At 53.5% G+C, this 19,833-nt stretch carries 22 protein-coding genes; all 22 read left to right on the forward strand.

What is annotated here, in order from left to right; translation table 11 throughout:
* Window positions 1–2 precede the first annotated feature (2 nt).
* The 22 genes from H7U37_RS04400 to H7U37_RS04505 all read left to right on the forward strand — a co-directional run bounded on the left by H7U37_RS04400 (window position 3) and on the right by H7U37_RS04505 (window position 19,621).
* Complete coding sequence (locus H7U37_RS04400; protein WP_204873926.1) at window positions 3–443, forward strand: immunity 51 family protein; 441 nt, start codon at window positions 3–5, stop codon at window positions 441–443.
* The gene (locus H7U37_RS04405; RefSeq protein WP_129872284.1) at window positions 440–703 is read left to right on the forward strand and encodes a S6 modification enzyme RimK; all 264 of its coding nucleotides are present in this window, start codon (window positions 440–442) and stop codon (window positions 701–703) included. Before H7U37_RS04400 ends, H7U37_RS04405 begins: the two co-directional genes overlap by 4 nt.
* 10 nt (window positions 704–713) lie before the next feature.
* Window positions 714–1,013, forward strand: a complete 300-nt coding sequence (locus H7U37_RS04410) for a DUF6881 domain-containing protein (protein ID WP_204873928.1) — start codon at window positions 714–716, stop codon at window positions 1,011–1,013.
* A 15-nt stretch (window positions 1,014–1,028) separates the two neighbouring features.
* Complete coding sequence (locus H7U37_RS04415) at window positions 1,029–1,979, forward strand: hypothetical protein (protein WP_204873930.1); 951 nt, start codon at window positions 1,029–1,031, stop codon at window positions 1,977–1,979.
* 2 nt (window positions 1,980–1,981) lie between these two features.
* Complete coding sequence (locus tag H7U37_RS04420; protein ID WP_235964228.1) at window positions 1,982–2,671, forward strand: hypothetical protein; 690 nt, start codon at window positions 1,982–1,984, stop codon at window positions 2,669–2,671.
* Between the two features lie 9 nt (window positions 2,672–2,680).
* Window positions 2,681–3,346, forward strand: coding sequence for a hypothetical protein (locus H7U37_RS04425; RefSeq protein ID WP_204873932.1), 666 nt, complete (start codon window positions 2,681–2,683; stop codon window positions 3,344–3,346).
* Window positions 3,343–4,317 carry a hypothetical protein gene (locus tag H7U37_RS04430; protein WP_204873934.1) on the forward strand — a complete coding sequence of 325 codons (975 nt, stop codon included), beginning with the start codon at window positions 3,343–3,345 and terminating at the stop codon, window positions 4,315–4,317. Before H7U37_RS04425 ends, H7U37_RS04430 begins: the two co-directional genes overlap by 4 nt.
* Before the next feature lie 79 nt (window positions 4,318–4,396).
* The gene (locus H7U37_RS04435; protein ID WP_204873936.1) at window positions 4,397–5,245 is read left to right on the forward strand and encodes a hypothetical protein; all 849 of its coding nucleotides are present in this window, start codon (window positions 4,397–4,399) and stop codon (window positions 5,243–5,245) included.
* An 11-nt stretch (window positions 5,246–5,256) separates the two neighbouring features.
* Window positions 5,257–10,896: an immunity protein Imm33 domain-containing protein gene (locus H7U37_RS04440; RefSeq protein ID WP_204873938.1), complete on the forward strand. Its 5,640-nt coding sequence runs from the start codon at window positions 5,257–5,259 to the stop codon at window positions 10,894–10,896.
* 11 nt (window positions 10,897–10,907) lie between these two features.
* Window positions 10,908–11,192, forward strand: coding sequence for an Imm32 family immunity protein (locus H7U37_RS04445; protein ID WP_243414233.1), 285 nt, complete (start codon window positions 10,908–10,910; stop codon window positions 11,190–11,192).
* Window positions 11,189–12,301: a hypothetical protein gene (locus H7U37_RS04450; RefSeq protein WP_204873939.1), complete on the forward strand. Its 1,113-nt coding sequence runs from the start codon at window positions 11,189–11,191 to the stop codon at window positions 12,299–12,301. The genes H7U37_RS04445 and H7U37_RS04450 overlap by 4 nt, the downstream gene beginning before the upstream one ends.
* Window positions 12,302–12,317: 16 nt before the next feature.
* On the forward strand, window positions 12,318–12,752 hold the full coding sequence (locus H7U37_RS04455) for a hypothetical protein (protein ID WP_204873940.1): 435 nt from the start codon (window positions 12,318–12,320) through the stop codon (window positions 12,750–12,752).
* A 40-nt stretch (window positions 12,753–12,792) separates the two neighbouring features.
* Window positions 12,793–13,527 (forward strand): SMI1/KNR4 family protein, encoded by a 735-nt coding sequence (locus H7U37_RS04460; RefSeq protein ID WP_243414234.1) that lies wholly within the window; start codon window positions 12,793–12,795, stop codon window positions 13,525–13,527.
* Window positions 13,528–13,628: 101 nt separating this feature from the next.
* Complete coding sequence (locus H7U37_RS04465) at window positions 13,629–14,246, forward strand: DNA alkylation repair protein (protein ID WP_204873942.1); 618 nt, start codon at window positions 13,629–13,631, stop codon at window positions 14,244–14,246.
* A gap of 75 nt (window positions 14,247–14,321) precedes the next feature.
* A complete protein-coding gene (locus H7U37_RS04470) occupies window positions 14,322–14,837 on the forward strand; it encodes an SF0329 family protein (protein WP_204873943.1) in 516 nt (171 codons plus the stop codon).
* A gap of 18 nt (window positions 14,838–14,855) precedes the next feature.
* Window positions 14,856–15,215 carry a hypothetical protein gene (locus H7U37_RS04475; RefSeq protein WP_204873944.1) on the forward strand — a complete coding sequence of 120 codons (360 nt, stop codon included), beginning with the start codon at window positions 14,856–14,858 and terminating at the stop codon, window positions 15,213–15,215.
* A 50-nt stretch (window positions 15,216–15,265) separates the two neighbouring features.
* Entirely contained in the window at window positions 15,266–15,619 is a 354-nt protein-coding gene (locus H7U37_RS04480) for a hypothetical protein (protein ID WP_204873945.1), read from the forward strand.
* Between the two features lie 27 nt (window positions 15,620–15,646).
* Window positions 15,647–15,991, forward strand: a complete 345-nt coding sequence (locus tag H7U37_RS04485; RefSeq protein ID WP_204873946.1) for a hypothetical protein — start codon at window positions 15,647–15,649, stop codon at window positions 15,989–15,991.
* A gap of 13 nt (window positions 15,992–16,004) precedes the next feature.
* Window positions 16,005–16,784, forward strand: coding sequence for a hypothetical protein (locus H7U37_RS04490; protein WP_204873948.1), 780 nt, complete (start codon window positions 16,005–16,007; stop codon window positions 16,782–16,784).
* Window positions 16,785–16,795: 11 nt separating this feature from the next.
* Window positions 16,796–17,509 (forward strand): hypothetical protein, encoded by a 714-nt coding sequence (locus tag H7U37_RS04495; RefSeq protein ID WP_204873950.1) that lies wholly within the window; start codon window positions 16,796–16,798, stop codon window positions 17,507–17,509.
* Window positions 17,506–18,384, forward strand: a complete 879-nt coding sequence (locus H7U37_RS04500; RefSeq protein WP_204873952.1) for a DUF4261 domain-containing protein — start codon at window positions 17,506–17,508, stop codon at window positions 18,382–18,384. Before H7U37_RS04495 ends, H7U37_RS04500 begins: the two co-directional genes overlap by 4 nt.
* Window positions 18,385–19,210: 826 nt before the next feature.
* Window positions 19,211–19,621, forward strand: coding sequence for a TIGR04076 family protein (locus H7U37_RS04505; RefSeq protein WP_204873954.1), 411 nt, complete (start codon window positions 19,211–19,213; stop codon window positions 19,619–19,621).
* Window positions 19,622–19,833: the final 212 nt, after the last annotated feature.

A 19,833-nucleotide genomic window follows, 5' to 3' on the forward strand; every position in this document is an offset into this window, starting at 1 on the left:
ACATGAAAGACTTTTCCCAATACGGAAACAGACCGGATGACCAGTGGGAGATGCTGCCCTGGATACCCGATCCGCGTCCGCCCTTCAAAATCTGGGTGAAGCCGGAGCAGATCGCGCCATTCTTTCTCATTCCCCACCATCCCTATGCCATCTCCCTTCTGCTGAAAGTCAACGACGGATTCCGGGTAGAAGAATTCTGCCGGCTGGGGCTGGCCGGCAGCAGCGGAGACTGGGAACGGCTGGTCCGGGGTGTGATCCGGGAGTTCGAGGAAGGCAACAGCGGTGAGGATCTGTTTCACTTCGACTCCGACGAGGATGTGTTCTGCGTCTATTCCCAATACATCGACGATCTGATGATGCTGGCCAAAATGATCCGGGCGGCCTGTGCCGATGAAAAAACGATGGGGATGTATCTGAACATGAGCGAGGCAGCGAAAGCATGAAAGAGTTGACCACTCAAACAGGGATTATCGTAAAATGCAGTAAAACGGCCATTGAATTTTTCCAAAATGCTCAGTCAGTGGATTCCTTTTCTGTGCTGGAGATCCCAGAGGAATTCCAAGGTATAGCGGTTGAGTTTTATGATTTGATTATGGAAAATGATCATCTTGCGGCCTTGCTGGGCTGTCGCGGCAATTATGATATTGCGGTACAGATCGATGAGGTAACCGGCACCATGACGGGGTGGCATTGGTTCAAATGAGGGAAATGGAATGATCGAGTACATCAAGCTCTTTTGGGAGGGCGCACCGGAGGGTGAACCAGCGGTCATCCTCTATGAAGTGGATACCGAAAATGAGCGGCTGGCCCTCCGCTCCATTGACATCTCTGCGGATGGCCGCACCCGTAACATCCCTGACCTTTACGACGGTGCCATTGAGATTACGCCGATCCCCACCGTGGAGGAATTGAACGCCCATGTCTGGGGCGAGGAGTTCCACGCCTGTGTAATAGAGAAAGCAGAATTTGAGGCCATCTGGGAAACTCACACCTATGATGGAGCGTTAAAGTAACCAGGAGGAATCCCAATGAACAAATCCTTAAAAGCCAAAAATTTGCCGTTGTTCTCTATCATTGACCTGGACCAGCTGCGCCGGGAAAACCATCTGGAGGGCACAGAAGTGACAGATTTTTTCACGGCAAGGGATGGAAAAGTCTATCTTCTCATGGAACAGCCGTCCGAAACACAGAGTAAGGACTGGCTCAGCACTCCTTCCACCTATACCGCAGTGGAAATCCAGCTGGATTGGGCGGAACAGCGGGTGCTGGAAACGACGCTGTTTCCTCTTGGCCTCTTGAAGTTCCAGTTCCATTATTTGCGGCCCGCAGGTGACCACTTCCTCCTGCTGGGGGCAAGATGCGCCTATCGAGAAAACGGCCCCGACCAGAACGCCTGGATCGTCAGCCGGGACGGAGCTGTGCTGTCCCGTTTCTGCCTGGGGGATGGCATTCAAGACTGTGTGGTAAAAAAAGATGGCACCATCATTACCAGCTACTTTGACGAAGGTGTATTTGGTAATTACGGTTGGGATGAACCTCTGGGCGCTTGCGGCCTGATTGCATGGACATCGGGGGGAACTCCTCTCTGGAAAAATGAGAAGTATTCCATCTATGACTGCTATGCCATCAGCCTGGACGAAGAAGAAAACCTGTGGTTTTATTATTACGATGAATTCCGGCTGGTGCGGACGAACTTCAAAGAGGACTTTGTGTTTGAACTGCCAATCGAAGGAAGCGGAGCTTTTTCTGTTGCCCCGGCCGGCAATGCCTTCCTGTTTCAAGGCGGATACCAGCAACGGGACAAATTCTACTTCCTTACCGCTCATGGTGATCGCCTTGGGCAAAAACAGGAGGCTATTCCCACCTGTGACGGGAACAAGGTCGCTGTGGAGCAGTGCAGCCTGCTTCGCAGCCAGATGCTGTTCCTCGGAAAAAACGGTGTTCTCTATGGCGGGGTACTTGGTAAAAGCGAGGAATGACAATGGTTGAGATCAATCGTGTCTGGCTCAATGTGGATACAGACACCAACAAAATCACACTATTCAGCCGTCCCCGTGTATCCATCCGTGTGGATGAGTACATTTGGAGTTTGATCGAAGAACATATCGTGAAGCCCCATAAGCTCATGCGCAGCGAAAAGCACAAGTATCTGCTGAAAATTGCCTTTGGCCGATTTGATTCGGTGCGGCACCGATATTATCCGCTTTCCCCGTACAACGGGACGCTTCGGGAAGGCGTCAAGCCGGACAGCGCAAACGGATGGTATCCCCGTGAGGACTTTGCAGGTTCTGAGGAACGCACCACCTGGTTCTCTCCCGATAAAATCTGGACAAACTGCGGCAACAAGGTTCTGGATGTGAATGTTGATGCCGCCAATGTGAGCGAGAGCATCACCCCCAGAGAATACGCAGACTTGCTGTTTGATGGGATTGGGGCAGCACTGGTGTTTAACTTCAAAAGGCTCAAACGCGAGGAGTTTGATGGGCTGAAACCCAAGATTGACTGGAGCATGGTGGAAAGTTTTCCCTTTCCCGCACCCTTTGAGGAGCAACAGTACATTGGGGACGAGGGCAAAATTCATGTGTATTCCTGGGATGGCCGGCAGGAAACGAACCTTGTAGGCCCTTATTCTGTGCGGGATTTATATCTGGACCATTTCGGAAAATTGTGAGGTGAGCACATGGCAAAGGGCATTCGTGAACGCCTGCTGGAGCAGGCAATAAAGTTCCATCAATGGCAGGAAGCCACTTATCCCGGCAAAACCAGCGAGGAGCTCGGCGGTGAGTGGGAAGTCGATTATCCATACTGGAATGACACTTACAGTGCCTTTTGCCATGTGTTGACCCAAATGGATGCAGAAACGGCAGACAGCGTTCTACTGGATGAAATGGTCTATCTGATCGCCAGGGACAACGAAGCGGAGGGGTTTATACAGGAGACCACTTCCCATCCCCAATGGTTCGAGCGCCTCTGCCTCAGGGCCGCAGCCTCCAATGAGAGTGAGGCCAAGTGGCAGTTTGCCGCTTATCTGCCAGAATGTCCGTGCAGCCAGGAAGTCAAAGACATGATCCTGGACTTCGCAAAGGACCCCAATGAATATGTGAGCCGGCGGGCGCTTTTGGCGATGCCCGCTCTGCGTCCTGACTGTGTGGAACAGTTCGCTCCGCTGTTCTGGGAGCGGAACTGTTATTCCCTCGAATTACAGGAATACCAGCGGATCGCGGTTCTGGTCTCGCTGGATGCCATCCATTCCGGCCTGCTTCCACAATACTTGGAGCAGGCCAAGCAGGATGGCCGGCGCTATCTGCTGGAACACGCAGAAAGGATCGAAGGAGGACTACTGTGAACGAAAATTTATTCCGCACCCAATTCGATCAACTGGAAACCACCGAGAAACAGGCGCTGATGGAAAGCCTTGCTGCTCGGTATAATATAACTTTTCTCGGTCTACATACCTTTGACCGCTGGGGCCAGAGCAGCACCATCGGCATATTCGAGAAAGATGGCCGGGAGTATGTCTTCGTTCCCGGCGATACCGTCACCCTGGGCTGGGAACGGTTCGCCGTAGGGCTCAGTCAGGACAGCCGAGAGGAACTGGACGATCTGTTTCAGGAATGGGAGATGGAACAGGACTCAGAGGAAATGATCCGGGAAAGCACGGCTCCCGTTCGGCAGGCAACTATTGGCCCTATGCTGGTGGGCCGGGAGCTGGAGGAACTGTGCTGGGAGCCGGTCACAATGGACGATCCCAGGCTGATCGCCCACCCTGACTGGCTGAAGAAGTTCCGGGAGTTTGCCTGGAGTGACCTTGACAGCCTTACTATGCACCAGTCGGCCCGCATTGAGCGGACGGAAAAGGGCTTTCAGATCTGCATCTATAACCGCACAGACTACGATGCGCTTCTTGCCGGGCTGGAAAAGCAGGGACTTTCGCTGCCTACGGCGGACGAGTGGGCCTATCTGTGCGGCGGCGGGTGCCGCACCCTGTTCCCCTGGGGGGATGGAATGGACTACTCCATGCATCTGCACTGGTTCGAGGATATGGAGGAGGACGAGGATCGGCCCTACGACATGGAGGAGCCCAACTTCTTCGGCCTGTCCATCGCCTATGACCCCTATATGCGTGAGATCGTGAAGGCCGAACAGTTTACCACCTGCGGCGGCGACGGCGGGTGCAACATCTGCGGAGGACTTGGAATCTTCCTCGGTTTCCTGCCCTGTTCGCCCCACCGCAAGCCGGAAGTGCAGGAGGACAAGGAACTGAACGGCGACTATGACTTCTACCGGCCTATTATCCGGGTGGATACGGACTGTTAGAAAGGAAACCTGGACACTCGGCTGTGAGACCGGTGTGGAACTTACTACTTACAGAAAAAAGGATAAAGGAGGCGTCAATATGGATGTCATCAAACTGCCCAAAAAATTCCGCATGGCCTGTTATGAGGTCATGGACGGCAAGGAAGGGGCCCTGGATGCCCTGGAGACCTTTGCCGATCAATACCCCCATCAGGTTGCGGCGGTCAAGGCTGAGGTCGCCTATTTCAACCTGGACTATGAAAAGGCGCTGGCTTTGGATCTGACCATCCTTCCCTGGCTGGAGGAGTGGTATTACAGCAATGTGAGCGATGAACACATGACCGCCATGACGGTGGCCGCCATCCGGCTCCACCGGGAGCAGGAGCTGATGGAGGCGCTGACGAAGGAACAGGCGCGCATCCGTGCTGAGAACAGCCTCCCCCAGCGGGATCGGTTCTGTGACATTCTGATGGACTACCTCAAGCGGGGCGTTATGCCCTTTGCGGACAACGACAAGAACTACCCCTACCATGAACCGGAGGAACCTCAAACGAAGGAGCAGCTCTGGGCAAAGCTGGTGGAACAGAATAAAAAGCTCTCGCCAGACGATCCCGATGCCAGGCGGAAGCTCTATAACCACTGCTGTATGTTCGGAACCGCCAGGGATGCCGTAGATCTCTTTGAGGAGATTCAAGGCGTGCCCATGGCTGACTCCTCCTATCGGGACGCAATCGCCCGCTATCTCTATTTAGGCGAACGGGAGAAGGCGCTCCAGACAGCGGAGCGGTTGGCAACATCGCGGCTGTGGGCAGTTGCCGGGCCGACGCAGGTGCGTCCCATGTCCTTCTTTGAGGACCCGAACCTGCGGGAGTTTTTGCTGGAGCCGGAATCCCTCCGGCGCATCCGGGAGGCTGCCCTTATTGATAACGGAACTTTGACGCGCAAGTGAGGAGGATGGTCATGTATATCAAAAAATACTGGGGCAACTTTATCGGAGGCTCGGATGACAGCCTGAACCTTGTGGCCTTTTTGGTAGATCAGAAGAAGGAGGAGATCCCCCTCAGCGAGATCTTCGCCAAGATCGGGCTGGACAAGCAGAACTGGGACTTCCGCCAGACCGTGGAGTATCTGGAGTTTACACACTCCGATGGCGTGGAGATGGACTTTCACTTCGCCATTGATGTGGTCACCGACCTGGCCGCCATCCTGCTGGAGTGCAGCGTCAGCGGCAGTGTGAACCTCCAGGATCTGGACGAGTACAACACCCCCTCCCGCCGCATCCGCATCACCGCCACGCCAGAGGAGCACGACGCCATGAACAAGGCCCTGGCGGATTTTGCCCAGAACCCGATGGAATATGACCTCAGTGAGATGATGGACGACGAGGAGATCCAGGAGATGGCTCGGGATGTGGAGGCGCTGCGGAAGGAGCTGTACGAGGCCGCTGGCCGCAACCGGGACTACCATGTGAAGGCGGAGGATGTGAAACCTCTACTCTCTGACTGGGAGGGTGCCGATGGCTGCATTGCCACCAACCGTATCACGGTGGAGGGCTGCAAGATTGGCTACTGTTACCGGGAGAAGCCGGACGGCGACTGGGACAGCGGCTGGCGTTTCACCGCCGGTGATGAGAGCGAGGCGTACATGGACGACCCCAACAATGCCGGGATTTACAAGCTGAACACAATCTGCAACGACGATCCCGACATCATTGCGCTGCTACATACGCCCGCCCCCTGCGCCTTTGAGCGGGATGAAAATGGCGTGTTCCAGCAGATCAAAGACTGGAAACCGGATGAGAACGAGGAGGACCCGGATATGGATATTTTACAGCAGTGCCAGAAGTGGCATGAGGAGGACAAACACCAGAAAATCGTTGACGCGCTGGAGGCCATCCCTGCCGAGGAGCGGACCCCGGAAATGGATATGGAGCTGGCGCGAGCCTACAACAATTTGGGGAATCCCGGAAGTCAGGAGGGCAGAAAGCTGCTGCGAAAAGCACTGGAGCTGATGCAGCCCCACGAGGAGGAACTGGGAGATACTTATTCTTGGAATTTCCGCATGGGCTATTCCTATTTCTATCTGGATCAGGAGGGCCGCGCTCTGCGGTATTTTGAAAAAGCACTGGAACTGCATCCTGGTGATGATCCGAAACTCAACACCCGACAGGACATTGAGGAACTGATCGACTCGTGCAAGAAGGGCATCTCCCTGCCGCAGTTTTCGGAGTGCTTCCGGGAGCGGACAGAGGACTGGTGGGAAACCTTTGCCGAGATGGAAGCAGAATTGCGCCAGATGATGGACGACGACAAGGACCACACCCACGGCGCAGAACTCGTGGCCCAAATGCAGGAAACCCTGAATCTGGTCTTTGATGAGATTTCCTTCGAGATGGGCTTCAATGGCAAAAAGTATGAGTTGATCCTCACTCCAGAGGGTAACAAGGTCAAGCTGTTTGAGCTGATCTACTTCCAGAAGCACGCCCCCAAGGAGGTGCTGGAGCACTGGAACATCCTTGTGGGCCGTCAGCCCCTCCAGAACATCGGTCTGCGTACCGAGGATGGATGGGACATCTCCGGGGATGATGTGCAGATCTGGCTGGAGGAGCAGGGTGAAAACAGCTTCTCCATCTCCGCCTACTGCGAAAAGCTGCTTCCCATGCTCCGGGAGGCGGAAGGCCGGGTCTGGTGGATGCTCACCACCCTCACCGACCAAGTGCTGGGCGAGATCTCCCACATGTGGTACATTGATGACTTCAATGTGCTGGAGGAGCCCAAGGCGGAGCAGTCATTCCTCCTGTCCCAGCTGCCTGACAAACTGAAAGAAAAGGGAGCGAACCTCTCCACCGACCCGGAAGCCTATCTGAACAGCTACCTTGGCTACAAAATGGAACCCAACAAGGACCCAGAAGCCGACTGGCGGTTGGATGTGATGGTCGGCTCCACTTGCTGTGCGCCCTTGATCAACGGCTATCTGGATGCCGACAATGACTTCATGGACGCACTCCATGCCGACGGTGCGGTGGCCGGCTTCTTCTGCTATCCCCTGGATACCCTGCGGGAGGAGGAAGGATCGGAGAAGATTTTCGACTTTCGGGACAAGCTGGAAGAAGTGTTCACCACCGGCGACGGCCCGGAGGTTCTCACCCTCACCGGCGGAGCCACCGGCCTTTTCTGCGGCTATGTGGACTTCATCGCTTGGGACATCGAAGCGGCGCTCCAGATGGCCAAGAAATTCTTCGAGGACAGCGACATCCCATGGGCCAGCTTCCACACCTTCCGCCGGGAAGCGGGCACTGTGAACCTGAAAACGCCGTCCGAGGAGGAGCAGGCCCCTGAGCTGGACGAGACGCTGGCGGGCATGGACTACATCCCCTACACCCCGCAGAACGAAGAAGCATTTTTCCAGCAGCTGGAGCAGTGGAACGACGAGGACGAGTACACCCGCTGCATCCAGGCACTCAACGCCATCCCGGAGGATCAGCGAAACTATCGCACCGCCTATGCCATGGCACGGGCGCTGGAGAACTACGCCATCATTGGGGACCACGATGAGGGGACCCCTAACTATAAGGGAGATAAGGCCCTACAGCGCGCCATTGAGGTGCTGGAGTCCGTCCGGGAAGAGGGCCAGGATAAGGCCCAGTGGAATATGCGGATGGCGTATGCCTATCAGTATCTCTATGGTCAGGAGGAAAAGGCCATTCCCTACGCCCAGCGGTGGGCCGAGCTGGACATTGAGGACGACGACGCCCCGGCGGTGATTCAAGCGTGTCAGGAGAAAATCGCAAAGCGGGCTGAGGCCGAGGCAGAGTCCGAGGACGAAAGTGACCACACAGGCGTCTTCACCGGCTTTGTGCTGCTGTCCAAGGCAGAATGGGACAAAGAGCAGTTCATCCGGGACATGAAGGAAAAGTGGGACATCGCCGTGGATGAATACGACGAGAGCGAGGAGAAGGACGACGACGCACTGGTGTTTGAGGTGGGCGATATGCTGGCCGCTGTCAGTCTGGCCTCCTATCCTATCCCCGGCGGCGAGGCCGAGGGCAACGCGGAAAACAACTATATGTGGGAGGATGCGGTCAAGGTAGCCAAAGAGCACCGTGCCCACCTGATGGTAGCAGTGCTGGGTAAAGAGGAGGATTTGCTGGAAAAGGGCAAGCTGTTCACCAAGGTGGTGGCCGCCTGCTGCCGGCAGGAATATGCCACCGGCATCTACACCAGCGGCGTGGTGTTTGAGCCCCGGTTCTATGAGGGCTTTGCCGAGCAGATGTGCGAGGACGAACTGCCCATCTTCAACTGGATCTGGTTCGGCCTCTGGCGGGATGAGAATGGCATGAATGGCTACACCTATGGTCTGGAATCGTTTGGTAAGGAAGAGATGGAGGTGCTGGGCACCGATGCCAAGCCGAGCGATCTGCGGGACTTTTTGGCCAGCCTTGTGTCCTATGTGCTGGAGAACGATGTGGAACTCCACGATGGGGAGACCATCGGCTTTGCGGCAGACGATAAGCACACCATCACCCGCAGCCCTGGCGTCGGTCTTCCGGAGGAGCAGATGACTCTGAAAATCTCCTGGGCGTCATCGGACGGTGACCCGGACGATGATGACGATGACCCGGATGGCGAAGCGCCCGAGGATAAGGAATCCGGTGTTCCCGAGGTCTACACCGAGGAGGAGATGGAGGCAGTCGAGGGGCACATCCAGCAGTATTTCGGTGAGTTCGAGAATGTGTTCCATGAGCTGTCTTCGCCGGACATCCATGTTGACATCTGCGTGGTGCCGCCCTCCAAGGAACGGAACTACTACACCCTGGTCACCATGGGTATGGGCGCTCACCGGATGAATGTGCCCGAAGAACTGGCGGAATACAAGCTGGAGCGGGCGGAGCTGGCCATTGCGCTGCCAGGGAACTGGAAGCTAAAGCATGAGGATCTGAAGAATGAGCGGTGGTACTGGCCTATCCGCCTGCTGAAAACCCTGGCCCGCCTGCCCATTGCCAGCGATACCTGGCTGGGCTTCGGCCATACCATGGACAATGAGGAGGACTTCGCAAAGGGCACAAAGCTGTGCGCCGCCATGCTGACCGGTCCCCAGGACACCGAAGATGGCAGCGAGGTCTGCATCCTGCCGGGCGGCGAGGAGGTCAACTTCTATCAGGTGATCCCCCTCTACCGAGAGGAATTGGAATATAAAATGGAGCATGACGCAGATGCTCTGTTGGACAAAATGGACGGCATCAGCTTTGTGACTTACAATACCCGTCCCAACGCCATGACCATGGGCAAGCTGGGCAGCTTGGAGGACGGCGGCGTGATGGAAATGGATTGCGCTGACTGGCACCTGGAAACCATTCAGGAAAAGAATCTGCCGGTGGATGAGCTGAGCGCCTACAATCACATGGCCATTTACCTGCGCTGGTGCATGGAGCATGACCTGATGGGTGAAGAATTCCTCGCGGAGTACAAAGAGGTAGTAGAAAAGGTCAAGGCTGATCCTGCCGGCGTGGATCTGCGGGCGTTTCTCCGGGATGAACTGGACGGGCAGCTGGTGGGCCCGATGTTCAACAAGATTGGTCGCGCCTTTGCCTCCTACTACTATGGTGCATATTCCAATGGTCAGGAAAGTCCATTCTTCCCCAGCGATATTGATGATTATGCCTTGGAATACTTCGGTTTAGAAAAGTATCACTCTGAGGATTTTCAAGACGAAGCCTATCTGTTCATCCCCTTTGACGAGGACTACTACCAGGCCATGGCAAAGGTGATCGAGGAACGCTTCACCAACTGGCAGGGACAGGACTTCGACGAGGACACGCTGGAACCCTCCGAACTGGCTGAGGCGTTGATGGAGTATCTGGACTGTGAATGCACCTATTTCCCCTCCATGAAGGACGATGATCCCATCATGTCGGCATACAGCTATGCCAAACGGGAAAGTGTCAAAGAAGGCTTTGTGCCAGTGCTCATCAAGGCGGATGACGAAACCCTGTGGGAGTGCCTCATTATGAATTCCGACCCGGACAGTGATGGTGAGGACGACTATGCTTTCGACCCGGACAAGGTAGCCGACTACCGGAAGAAGATACTGTCTGCACCTGTCAAGGACAGCAAGGCGGTCCTGGAGGCACTGATCGGCCAGCGCAAGGAAGAAGCCGAGGATGACGATATGGACTGGGATGAGGAAATCCTGGGCGAGATGGAAGGCGGAGAACCAAACGACCGCTTCTCCAGCTACTGGGATGATGATACGGAGATGACCTATCCGCTTATCCTGGCCAAGATCCCGGTGAAGAATCCCTGGGAGATCTTCGCCTACCTGCCCTTCGGAAACTGGAACGACTGCCCTGACACACCCCAGCTGATGGCAGCGGCCAAATACTGGTTCGAGCAGCACGGCGCGGTGCCTGCCGCCATGAGCCACGATGAATTAGAATTCCTGCTCCCGGCCCCCGTCCACAAGGAGACGGCCATGGATGTGGCGGTGGAACTGTATGGCTTCTGCCCCGATGTCATTGACCAGGGACCGGAAGACGCCACTGTAGGCGCTTTGGCTGATGTGCTGCGGCAGTCCACTGTCTGGTATCTCTGGTGGGATTGATGCAGGGGGTCATGGCGATGCAAACCAAAACACTGACCATTCAACTGAATGATGAACAACTCCCCATCCTTCCAGTGGAACCGGAAGCTCACCTCTCCTTTACCACTCATGCCGATGGAAACGAATTGGAGCTAACGGGAAACCGGGCGGGGCTGCTCCTATTGGCGAAAGCCGCTCTGGGTATGGCGGAAACCGTTCGTGAGGATGGATTCCATATCCATTTGGATGACCTTTATGACATCAACTCCGAGGGAAAAAGCATCCTGATCCGAAAGGAGGAACGGCCAAAGCCATGATTGTTAAAACCTTCCTCAACCCCGCCACAAATAAGCAGTGGCGAATTGAAATTGACGGACATACCATCCGAACCTGCTTGAATGGCGGGAAGGTCAAGGAGATCCTGTGCGACTCCGCCTTCCAGGTCAAGAGCAAGACGGCCAGCGCCATGATGAGCCAGATGAGGAAAGGATTTGTCTATCAGAATCGGGATGCCGCTGTTGGGCAGGCGCGGTGCCATCGGTTTGTCGGTAAGGACAGCAACGGTTTTATGCCCCTGGCTGCCGCCCTCACACGGGATGACTTCTTCCTGACGAGAGCGGCCGGAGATTTTGAGGACGAGATTCTCTATCACCTTGATGGCAGCGGGGAGATTCTTGAAACAGTCTCTCTGGGTGCCAAGCGGATGACCTATGAGCAGGTCCTCTGCCCCAATGATACTCTGTTGCTGAACAACAGCTATCTCCTCCAGCAGTTCTCACTCCGCACTCATGAGATCACGCCCTTTGCCAACAAGAAAAACAGCATGAAGACCATGCTGGATGCCGGCGGGGACCTGGCCCTGTGGTACACAGGCGAGGAGATCGTCGTCTTTGACTTTGGCAGCAACACAGAAGTGTGGCGGGAAGGCGTGAAATGCAAGAAGTCTAAGAATCCGAATTTTGCCTATTACTGCTTCGGGATGCTCTCTCCTCGGCAGAGCAAAGCGGCTTACCGCGTCACCGAGGGTGAGTATGTGCTGGTCGATCTGAAGTCCGCCCAAAAAGTAGTGATCCCCAATGAGGGCTGGCATCCCTTCTTCTCTCCGGATGACCAGTGCTTCTCGGTGGGCGGCAAGTTCTATCTGACCCAGACCGGAGAGGAGATGGCCAATCCGTTCCCGTTTTCTGTCCGGCAGGGGCTGAATTTTTCAGATACCTGCATGGTACGGACAAGGGGCAGCTTGATGGCTGTTCAGCAGGATCGTGGCAACTCTCCCATAGAAGTATGGGATACCGGCAACGGCCAACTGCTGGCCACCATTGATGACCCCTTTGTGGTGCGGCAGGTGAATTTTGCCTTTACCCAAAGCGGGCTTGTCCTGCACACCGATTACGGGGCCATGAGCATCTATTCCTGCGCCCTCTGAAACGGAGAAGTGACCTATGGATCATGAGAGGAAAGAGCTATTGGCTCAGAAAAAAGCGCAGCTCAAGAAAAGGCAGAAAAGAGCAGAGATACAGCAATACAAGGACCGTCTTACAAAAAGCATTGAACATTTTTCTCAAAAATACCGATACGTGGATGAAGCTGAAGCGCTCAAAATTGAAGCCTTTATCTCAAAACTCAATTTTGAGCAGCCGGGGCAGCTGGCGGTCCAAGAAGTTTGCCCATATCCCCATGGAAATGTCTACTTGTGCTTCTTAATGGGAACTGACGCATTATTTCAGATTTATGTATTTGGCAAGTATTCTGACATCATGAGCGATCATGATGCATGGGAAGTTTTCAGTCCATACCTGTTGCTTGTGGACGAGGATTTTATTCATTACACTTATATCAACGATAATGGCGAAGTCATGGAATCACAAGTATCGTAATGGCGGAGAAAGAGCGTGGACACCTATGAACAAAGAATCATTGGCAGTAAAACTCCTGGACTTGGTCGAGGGGCGGGAAACTCCCGAAACCTGGAGGAGCTGGTGGGACGAACATGAGACGGAGTTGGAAGTCCTGCTGAGTCGGGGTGAATTTCTGAAACTGAAGCCCTGCCGACACGGTTTTCAGTGGGTCCCGGTGTTTGGCAGCCAAAAGGGAGCTATAGCCATTCTGGAAAAGAGCGGCACAGCATTTGAGGCCAGCAATCTCTACCAGGAGCGGTATCTGGCGGAGCTGGACGCTTTCTGCGAGGAACAGAAGCAAGTACAGCGGGAAAAGCAAGCGAAATTCAAGGCCGACAACCCGGAGCTGTTTCGACGCTACCCCAAGTTCTCCAAGGCGTTGGCAAAGGTGCTGGACCCCACTGATGAGATCCAGCCTGCCGCCACGGAGGAGCAAATCGCAGGCCGAGAAAGGACGCTGGACTTCACGCTCCCGTCCCAGGTGCGGGAGTTTTTCCTGCTGACCGCAGGCATCAATGTATCCACAGGCGTGATCCTTACCCTTTCCGGGATGTTTGATCTGACCATTTATGGAGAGCGGTATTGTGTGCTGGGCGAGTTCTGGAAAGAAGCGGATGGCGACCAGCTCCTGCTCCGCCCCGGAGAGGAAACCATCTGGTACTACGCCCATGAGCAGGACAAGGTAAAGCGCCTCTGCAATGATGTGACAGAACTGATGGAGAAGAAATTGGCGAGGTATTTCAATGAGCACTGAAAACATCGCCCATGAAAAACGCTATCGGGACTGGTGGGTGCAGTATATAAATGCGGTATAATGTTGACCAAAAAACTGACTTTAAAAGACGGTGAGTTCACTTGAGAGAAGACATTGAGAGCTTAGAGCACGACTTTTCCTTGATAGAAAATGGCTTTAAGGTTGAAGAAAAAAGAGCTTTGGATGATTATAAGGCTCATGATCGTGAATACATCAAAGAGTTGGCGCTTTTGGCGTACAAATCTGAAGTATATCAGGTAAGAATGTATGGCGTATTCCTTTTGGGCTACTTATCAGAAGATGATGACATTTTAGTATTCATGAGAGATGAGGTCTCGAAAGACGATGACTGGAGAGTTCAGAAGATATTAGCAAAGTCGTTTGATGAGTTCTGTAAGCGAAAAGGATATCAAAATGCTCTTCCAACGATTGATGAATGGATGAAAAGCAGCAATCCCAATACCCGGAGGGCTGTTACAGAAGGTTTGCGGATTTGGACGAGCAGACCATATTTCAAAGAGAACCCTATGGAAGCGATTAAACGGTTATCTGGTTTGAAAGAGGACTCCAGCGAATATGTCAGGAAGTCCGTCGGTAATGCTTTAAGAGATATCAGCAAAAAATTACCAGAGTTGATTGAAAGTGAACTGAACAGTTGGAAATTGGATAGCAAAGAAATTAATCAAGTATATAAATTGGCAATCAAATTTATTAAGTAGCGAATTCCATTTTGTTTGGGAAATGCTTCTGCCAAAGTCAAAGATACTAACAACCACAGAAAGGAGGCGGTCGCTATGCCAACTTGGAGCGGAATCCGGAACAAATTGGAGAATGACTATCTGTGTCCGGCGCTCTGGGGCCACATCCAGTATTTTGCCACCAGCTACAGCAAAAGTGCTGACCATGAGGGCCGGGCAGCCATTCGCATGGACGGCGTGGAAGTGCTGCGGAGCAACTACTACACCTATTTTGAGAATGTGTGGACGAAATTTCATCATTTAAGGTCCACAACGCTGAAAGATTGCGACTCCGCAAAAGAGGCCATCAACCAGGCTCATGCCTATGCGCTGGAGCAGGGTACCTTTGACCAAAAGGTGTTCTATGAGGCGTTTGGTATCTTTGATAACCAGAGCATTGAGAAAAGCCTTGTCAGCGAGAATCCCCTTGTCCGTATCTTTGCTCTCCTGGACCGCAGGCTGGGAAAGCGCCGCCTGCTGGCTTTGGAGGAATCCATGGAGCAGGAGCTGGACTGGGTGCGGGCTTTCTATGTAATCCGGATGCAGGCAGAAGGGCTGATGGAACAAGAATGACATTCAGGAGGAACCACTATGTCACAGGTCGCATCCTTTTATCGTCTCAACGACGGCCGGCGGCAGGAACTGTCCAACGGTGACTGCTCCGGTACGGTCTATATGGCCATCTGGGACTGGTGTGAGAGCGAGCTCAGTCTGGATGTCCGTTTTCCCGCTCCCCAGACGGAGGAGACCCTGGACTGCGCTCTGCTGGAGGGAGATCTGGCGTCTAAACTGCTGGCAGCTCTGCGGGAGCAGGCCCTCCCGGAACTGGCCGCTGAAATTGCCCCAGACTGGGATCTGCCCACCGAGGCGGTGCAAAGCGGACTTGAAACGCTGCGCTCCCATCTGGAACTGGTGCAGGACGACGCTGCCCTGCTGTATGAAATGACTTGACGGGACTATGCCCTGCCAGGGATGCAGGTTAAGAAACGGAGAGAAATGCCATGGTGAGAGATGGACTTGTGTTCAAAGATGAGGATGGTCAGGTCATATTCAACCAGTACAGCTTCTGTGAACTGGTGAAGCACCTGCTGGTGGAGCTGGTGGGGATCTCCTATGAGGAAGCCTCCCAGACAGTGGAACGCTCACCGCTGGCAGAGCCAGTGGCCGATGCCTTGGGAGTGGCGGTATTCAGCCATGACCTGCCTTATTACTGGGCTATGTTTTTCTACTATGGGAACGGTTATTGGTGGAAAAGGGGTATTCCAGCGCAGCCAGAGGATATGGATGCCTATGAAGCTCTGGAAAATAAGATCATGGAGAAATATGACTTAAAGGAACCCTTTGAGTGGGAATAAGTGGTGAAATTTATGTGGGAGAAGCAAATGTATGAGCTGCTTGATAAACTGAGCCAAATCAATTATGAAGAACTCGATATAGACGATTTCTTAGATCAAAGAGACAGTGATCCTTTTGACAGTGAATGGGTCAGGGTTTATCAGGCTCTCGAAGAACTGAAAAAGGGAAAAACGGTTGCTGATACCCGAGAAATAGAGAAGAAAGCATACATCACCGTCTACGAAAAATCGGAGAATGATGAGTTGGCAGGGTACATCTCTGACGACTTTGGACTGATTGCAGACAGCAAACGGCTGGGCTACTCGGACAAATGGCTGGAGGAGCTGATTTCCTGCTATGAAAATGCAAGGATACCTTGTGGGGAACTTTGAGGGAGGTATTGCCATGGGTCTTGATATTTACGCCGGAACATTGACCCGGTACTATTCTCACAACTGGAGAACTGTTGTTCAGCAGTGGGCGGAGGAAAACGGATACGCCTTTAACCGGATCACGCCGGATGGAGAACCTGCTGATAACGGGGAAGAAATGTCCACGGCAGAGGTCCAGGCGGCGGTGGAGAACTGGCGGGATCAGATCTTGAGCGCCATTTCTCAGCCGGGCCAGCCCCCCTACGCCCCCTGGCCTGAAGATAATGAGAAACCCTATTACACCGACAAGCCGGATTGGGATGCCTTCGGTGCTATGCTGCTGGTGGCCGCCTGCCATACATACGATGAGCCGATGCCCCCCACTGTGGAGAAGGACTGGAACTTCGGGGAGCATCCTCTGGTCGCCCGCCTTGCGGCAGATGAGGAGCGGGTGTGGTCCCTGTTCCGTGGGGCTACCTGGTGGCTGCCTCTGGCGGATGCCTTCTTCTTTCAGGCACCTCTGCCCACCGATGATCAGGCGATGATCGCCACCCTGGGCGGACTGCGGAAGGAGCTGGAGAAGCTGAACCAGCTGGCGTGGCAGGCCGATGAGGATACCATCCTTGATTGGGCAGACACGGAGGGATACCCGGTAGACGGGACCGTAGGCTCGGATGGACAGTATAGCAAGGCGGACATCCCGGAACACACTCAGTATGACACCCAATCCCTGGCCAAGTTTGCCTTCTCCATGTTCTGGCGGGCCATGCGGTTTGCCGAGGAACAGCGGGTGCCCATTTTACTGGATTACTGAGGAGGGATTTTATGGGATATGATGTAAGTTTTCATCCGATTTCACCGGAAGAAATGCGGGAGTGGTATTTCACTCCGCTTACCTGGATACAGCAGGGGCAGGAGGAAAAGGTGCTGACCCTTGCCTCACAGCACGGAATGGAGGATTTCTACGCGGAAAAATATCTGGACACCCTGCGAGTCGGGGCGGAGACAAAGCCTGATGAGTTATTTGATAAGAGCCATGGCTTTTACATTGCGGTGATCCAAGGCTTCTTCCGGGACTACTATTACACCAGAGGGAGCAGTTTTTCCCTTCTGATGGAGGAGAAGCCGGAATATGTCCGGTACTTCACCCCATGGGCGCAGGTGGTGCCAACAGCCTTTCCCAATCCGGCAGAAAATCAGATCATCGAAAACTACTGCTCCGGTGTGTACCTGTCTCGGGATCAGGTCACACAGCTCCTCCGGGATCTGGAGCAGGAACCAAAGGTGCTGGAAGATCTGGAGGGAGTTTGGAGCGATGGGCAGCTTGCGGTGCTGAAAAAGGCGCTTGTCGCTGCGGCAGAATTGGGTGTCGGTTTGCTGGAAGCCACTGAGGTGGTGGAACCTAACCCTATCCACCCCAATGAGAGTACGAGCTACTCAAACCTGTACCACTGCGACCGGGATGGGGTGTATCTCTACATGGATGCCGCCAGCAGGCAGATCGAGGATGCCATCAGGAGAAGTGAGGGACAAGTATGAGCAATAAAGTGTTCCAGCAAAACCTGAATGACAAAAAAGGCCCCCAGCCCGGTGGCCCCTATCTCATTCAGATGCTGTTCAAAGAGCCGGTGGACATGCCGGACAAGGACGAAATGACCGCTGTGATGGAAAAGCACATCGGCGCTGTAGAGTGTTTCTGCCGTGATAAAAAGATGGCCGGCTTTGCCGCCCTGGATCATATCGCGGAATTTCAGGATGGCAAATGCCCGGTGCAGCTGATGGTAATGAAATGCGATAAATTCAAGGGTAAAGGCTTTGACGCCTTCCTGATGAGTCAGATGTGGGACTGCCAGGAGGACCGAGAGCGGATTTTCCGGGAGTGCCGGTATCAGGTGGTGGCCACCGATATGCTGGCTGCGGCGCTTCCGGCGCTGGAGCGGGCCAACCTGGACGCCGACTTCGTGGAGGCCCTTGCGGAGCTGTACCCCACCTGTGAGGCGTTCTATTTCCAGAGCTGCGGCAAGCTCCTGCTGGCGGAGGATGTGCGTTCCCATCAGATTGAAGGCTCGGATCGGTTCATCCGCTTTGGCGTCAATGTCCGCTTCTTTAACATTGAGGGCACCGAAGATATGCTCATCGACACGGTGGGCATGAGCACTCTGTTTCTGCCGGATCTCCAGTACCACTTCCATGGCATGGACCCCAACGGGGTGGTAAACCACGCCTATAATGTTGCGTCCTATATTCTGGAGCATGATAACCCCATTCAGGATGGGGAAACCGTAGATGGTGTGGAGAATGGACAGATGAGCCGGGAGATCCAGTGGAAGTGTCAGTATGAGGATGCCATGATCCAGCCGCCCAGAGGAGTGCTGGACATCAATATGGGAGACTATGCTTCCGGAAAGCGCTAAGCGGATAGAATGACTGCTTGTGCAGCCAGAGAAAAAGTTTGTCGTTCCCTTAAGTGGATGTTACATTCAGCGGGTTATTCTTTGTCTATTGCATAATAAAATTTGATATGCCTGATGTAAAAAGACTTGCCTCTCAGACTTTGCAGAGGTAAAATACCCAAAACCTTAACATGAAAAAGAGCCCTTCTGACCATGCAACTGCAGTTTTGCTGCACCTGGTCAAGAAGAGCTCTTTGACCACATGTAAGACCACAGACAGCGTCGGAGTACACGGAAACAGCGGAAACAAGAGTGTTAAAAAGTAACCGGCTTAGAGCAGAAATGGCTATAAACTACTATAAATACCTATAAAAACTGCCGAGAACCTCTTTAAGTCGTTTTAGGAATCAGAAACGAATAATCGCAAAAAGATTACCAATAACTTCTCAAAGCGCGGACAACTCTCTTAAAGATTGGAAAATAGTTATATACTTTTATAAAAATTGGCCATCACAAGTGGAGGAAGAAATTCTTCTGAAGAAGGTACTAAAGTGAGAAAGATTTGAGAAATTAGTGTTAAATGCTTTCATTTCTCTTATAATAATTGTATTTTTTGAGTATTAGGATTTGTTTATAGCCCGTATCTCTCGTTTGTTGGTTCAAAGGCCTATTTTTAAACATGCTTTATAGCGCCTATTTCTTTGATTATAGCTTGTTAAAAACTGATATGCCTGATGTCCCGATCTGATCCTCTTGCCAGCAGAGCCTTTCCCAGATACAATGGGGACAAAAGGCAGTCTGCCCCATCCTGCCGGACGGAATGTAAAATACCAAGGAGGGTGAAACCATGCAGCACGAATGCAGAATTACAGTATTGGATACTAAAGTGTTCCCGGAGTACCAGGAGAAGTATCTCGCAGACCCCAAGTCAGGCCCCTGTCCCTGCTTTCAGAAGGGAGATACCTTTTTGCTCAAGCGTACCGCTGAGCGAGACGATTTTTACCACCTGATGAACGGGAAATTCTGCGGGGAAGCGTGGGACGCCATCAGCCGGTATGTCTACACAGCCCTCCAGGGCGGATCCATCATGCACAAGTGGACCAATGATGAGCGGATGATGATCGCCTGCTGCAACGACGGGACCCGGCCGGTGATCTTCAAGATCGAGCGAATCGATATCCCCGAGACCGAAGAGGAACGGGAATGGCTGGAAAAGCAGAATTTCAAGAATACGGCGGAGGATGCCTACACCGGCTGAATCAGGGACAGGCGCATCAAGCTGGTCACGGCTCTGCCAGATCCCAACACCACGCATAAAGGAATACTTAATGCAGAGCGGAGCGCTCACACGAGCGCTCCGCTCAGTCTGTCGAAAAACCCGGCTTATGCATCAAGCGTAAGCCGGGTCTGTATCATATTGGGGCCAAAAGAGGAGCATAAAGAGAGAGGTAAACTGCTCCTTCCACAACC

Source organism: Pseudoflavonifractor phocaeensis (assembly GCF_016901735.1).
Lineage (GTDB): Bacteria > Bacillota > Clostridia > Oscillospirales > Oscillospiraceae > Pseudoflavonifractor_A.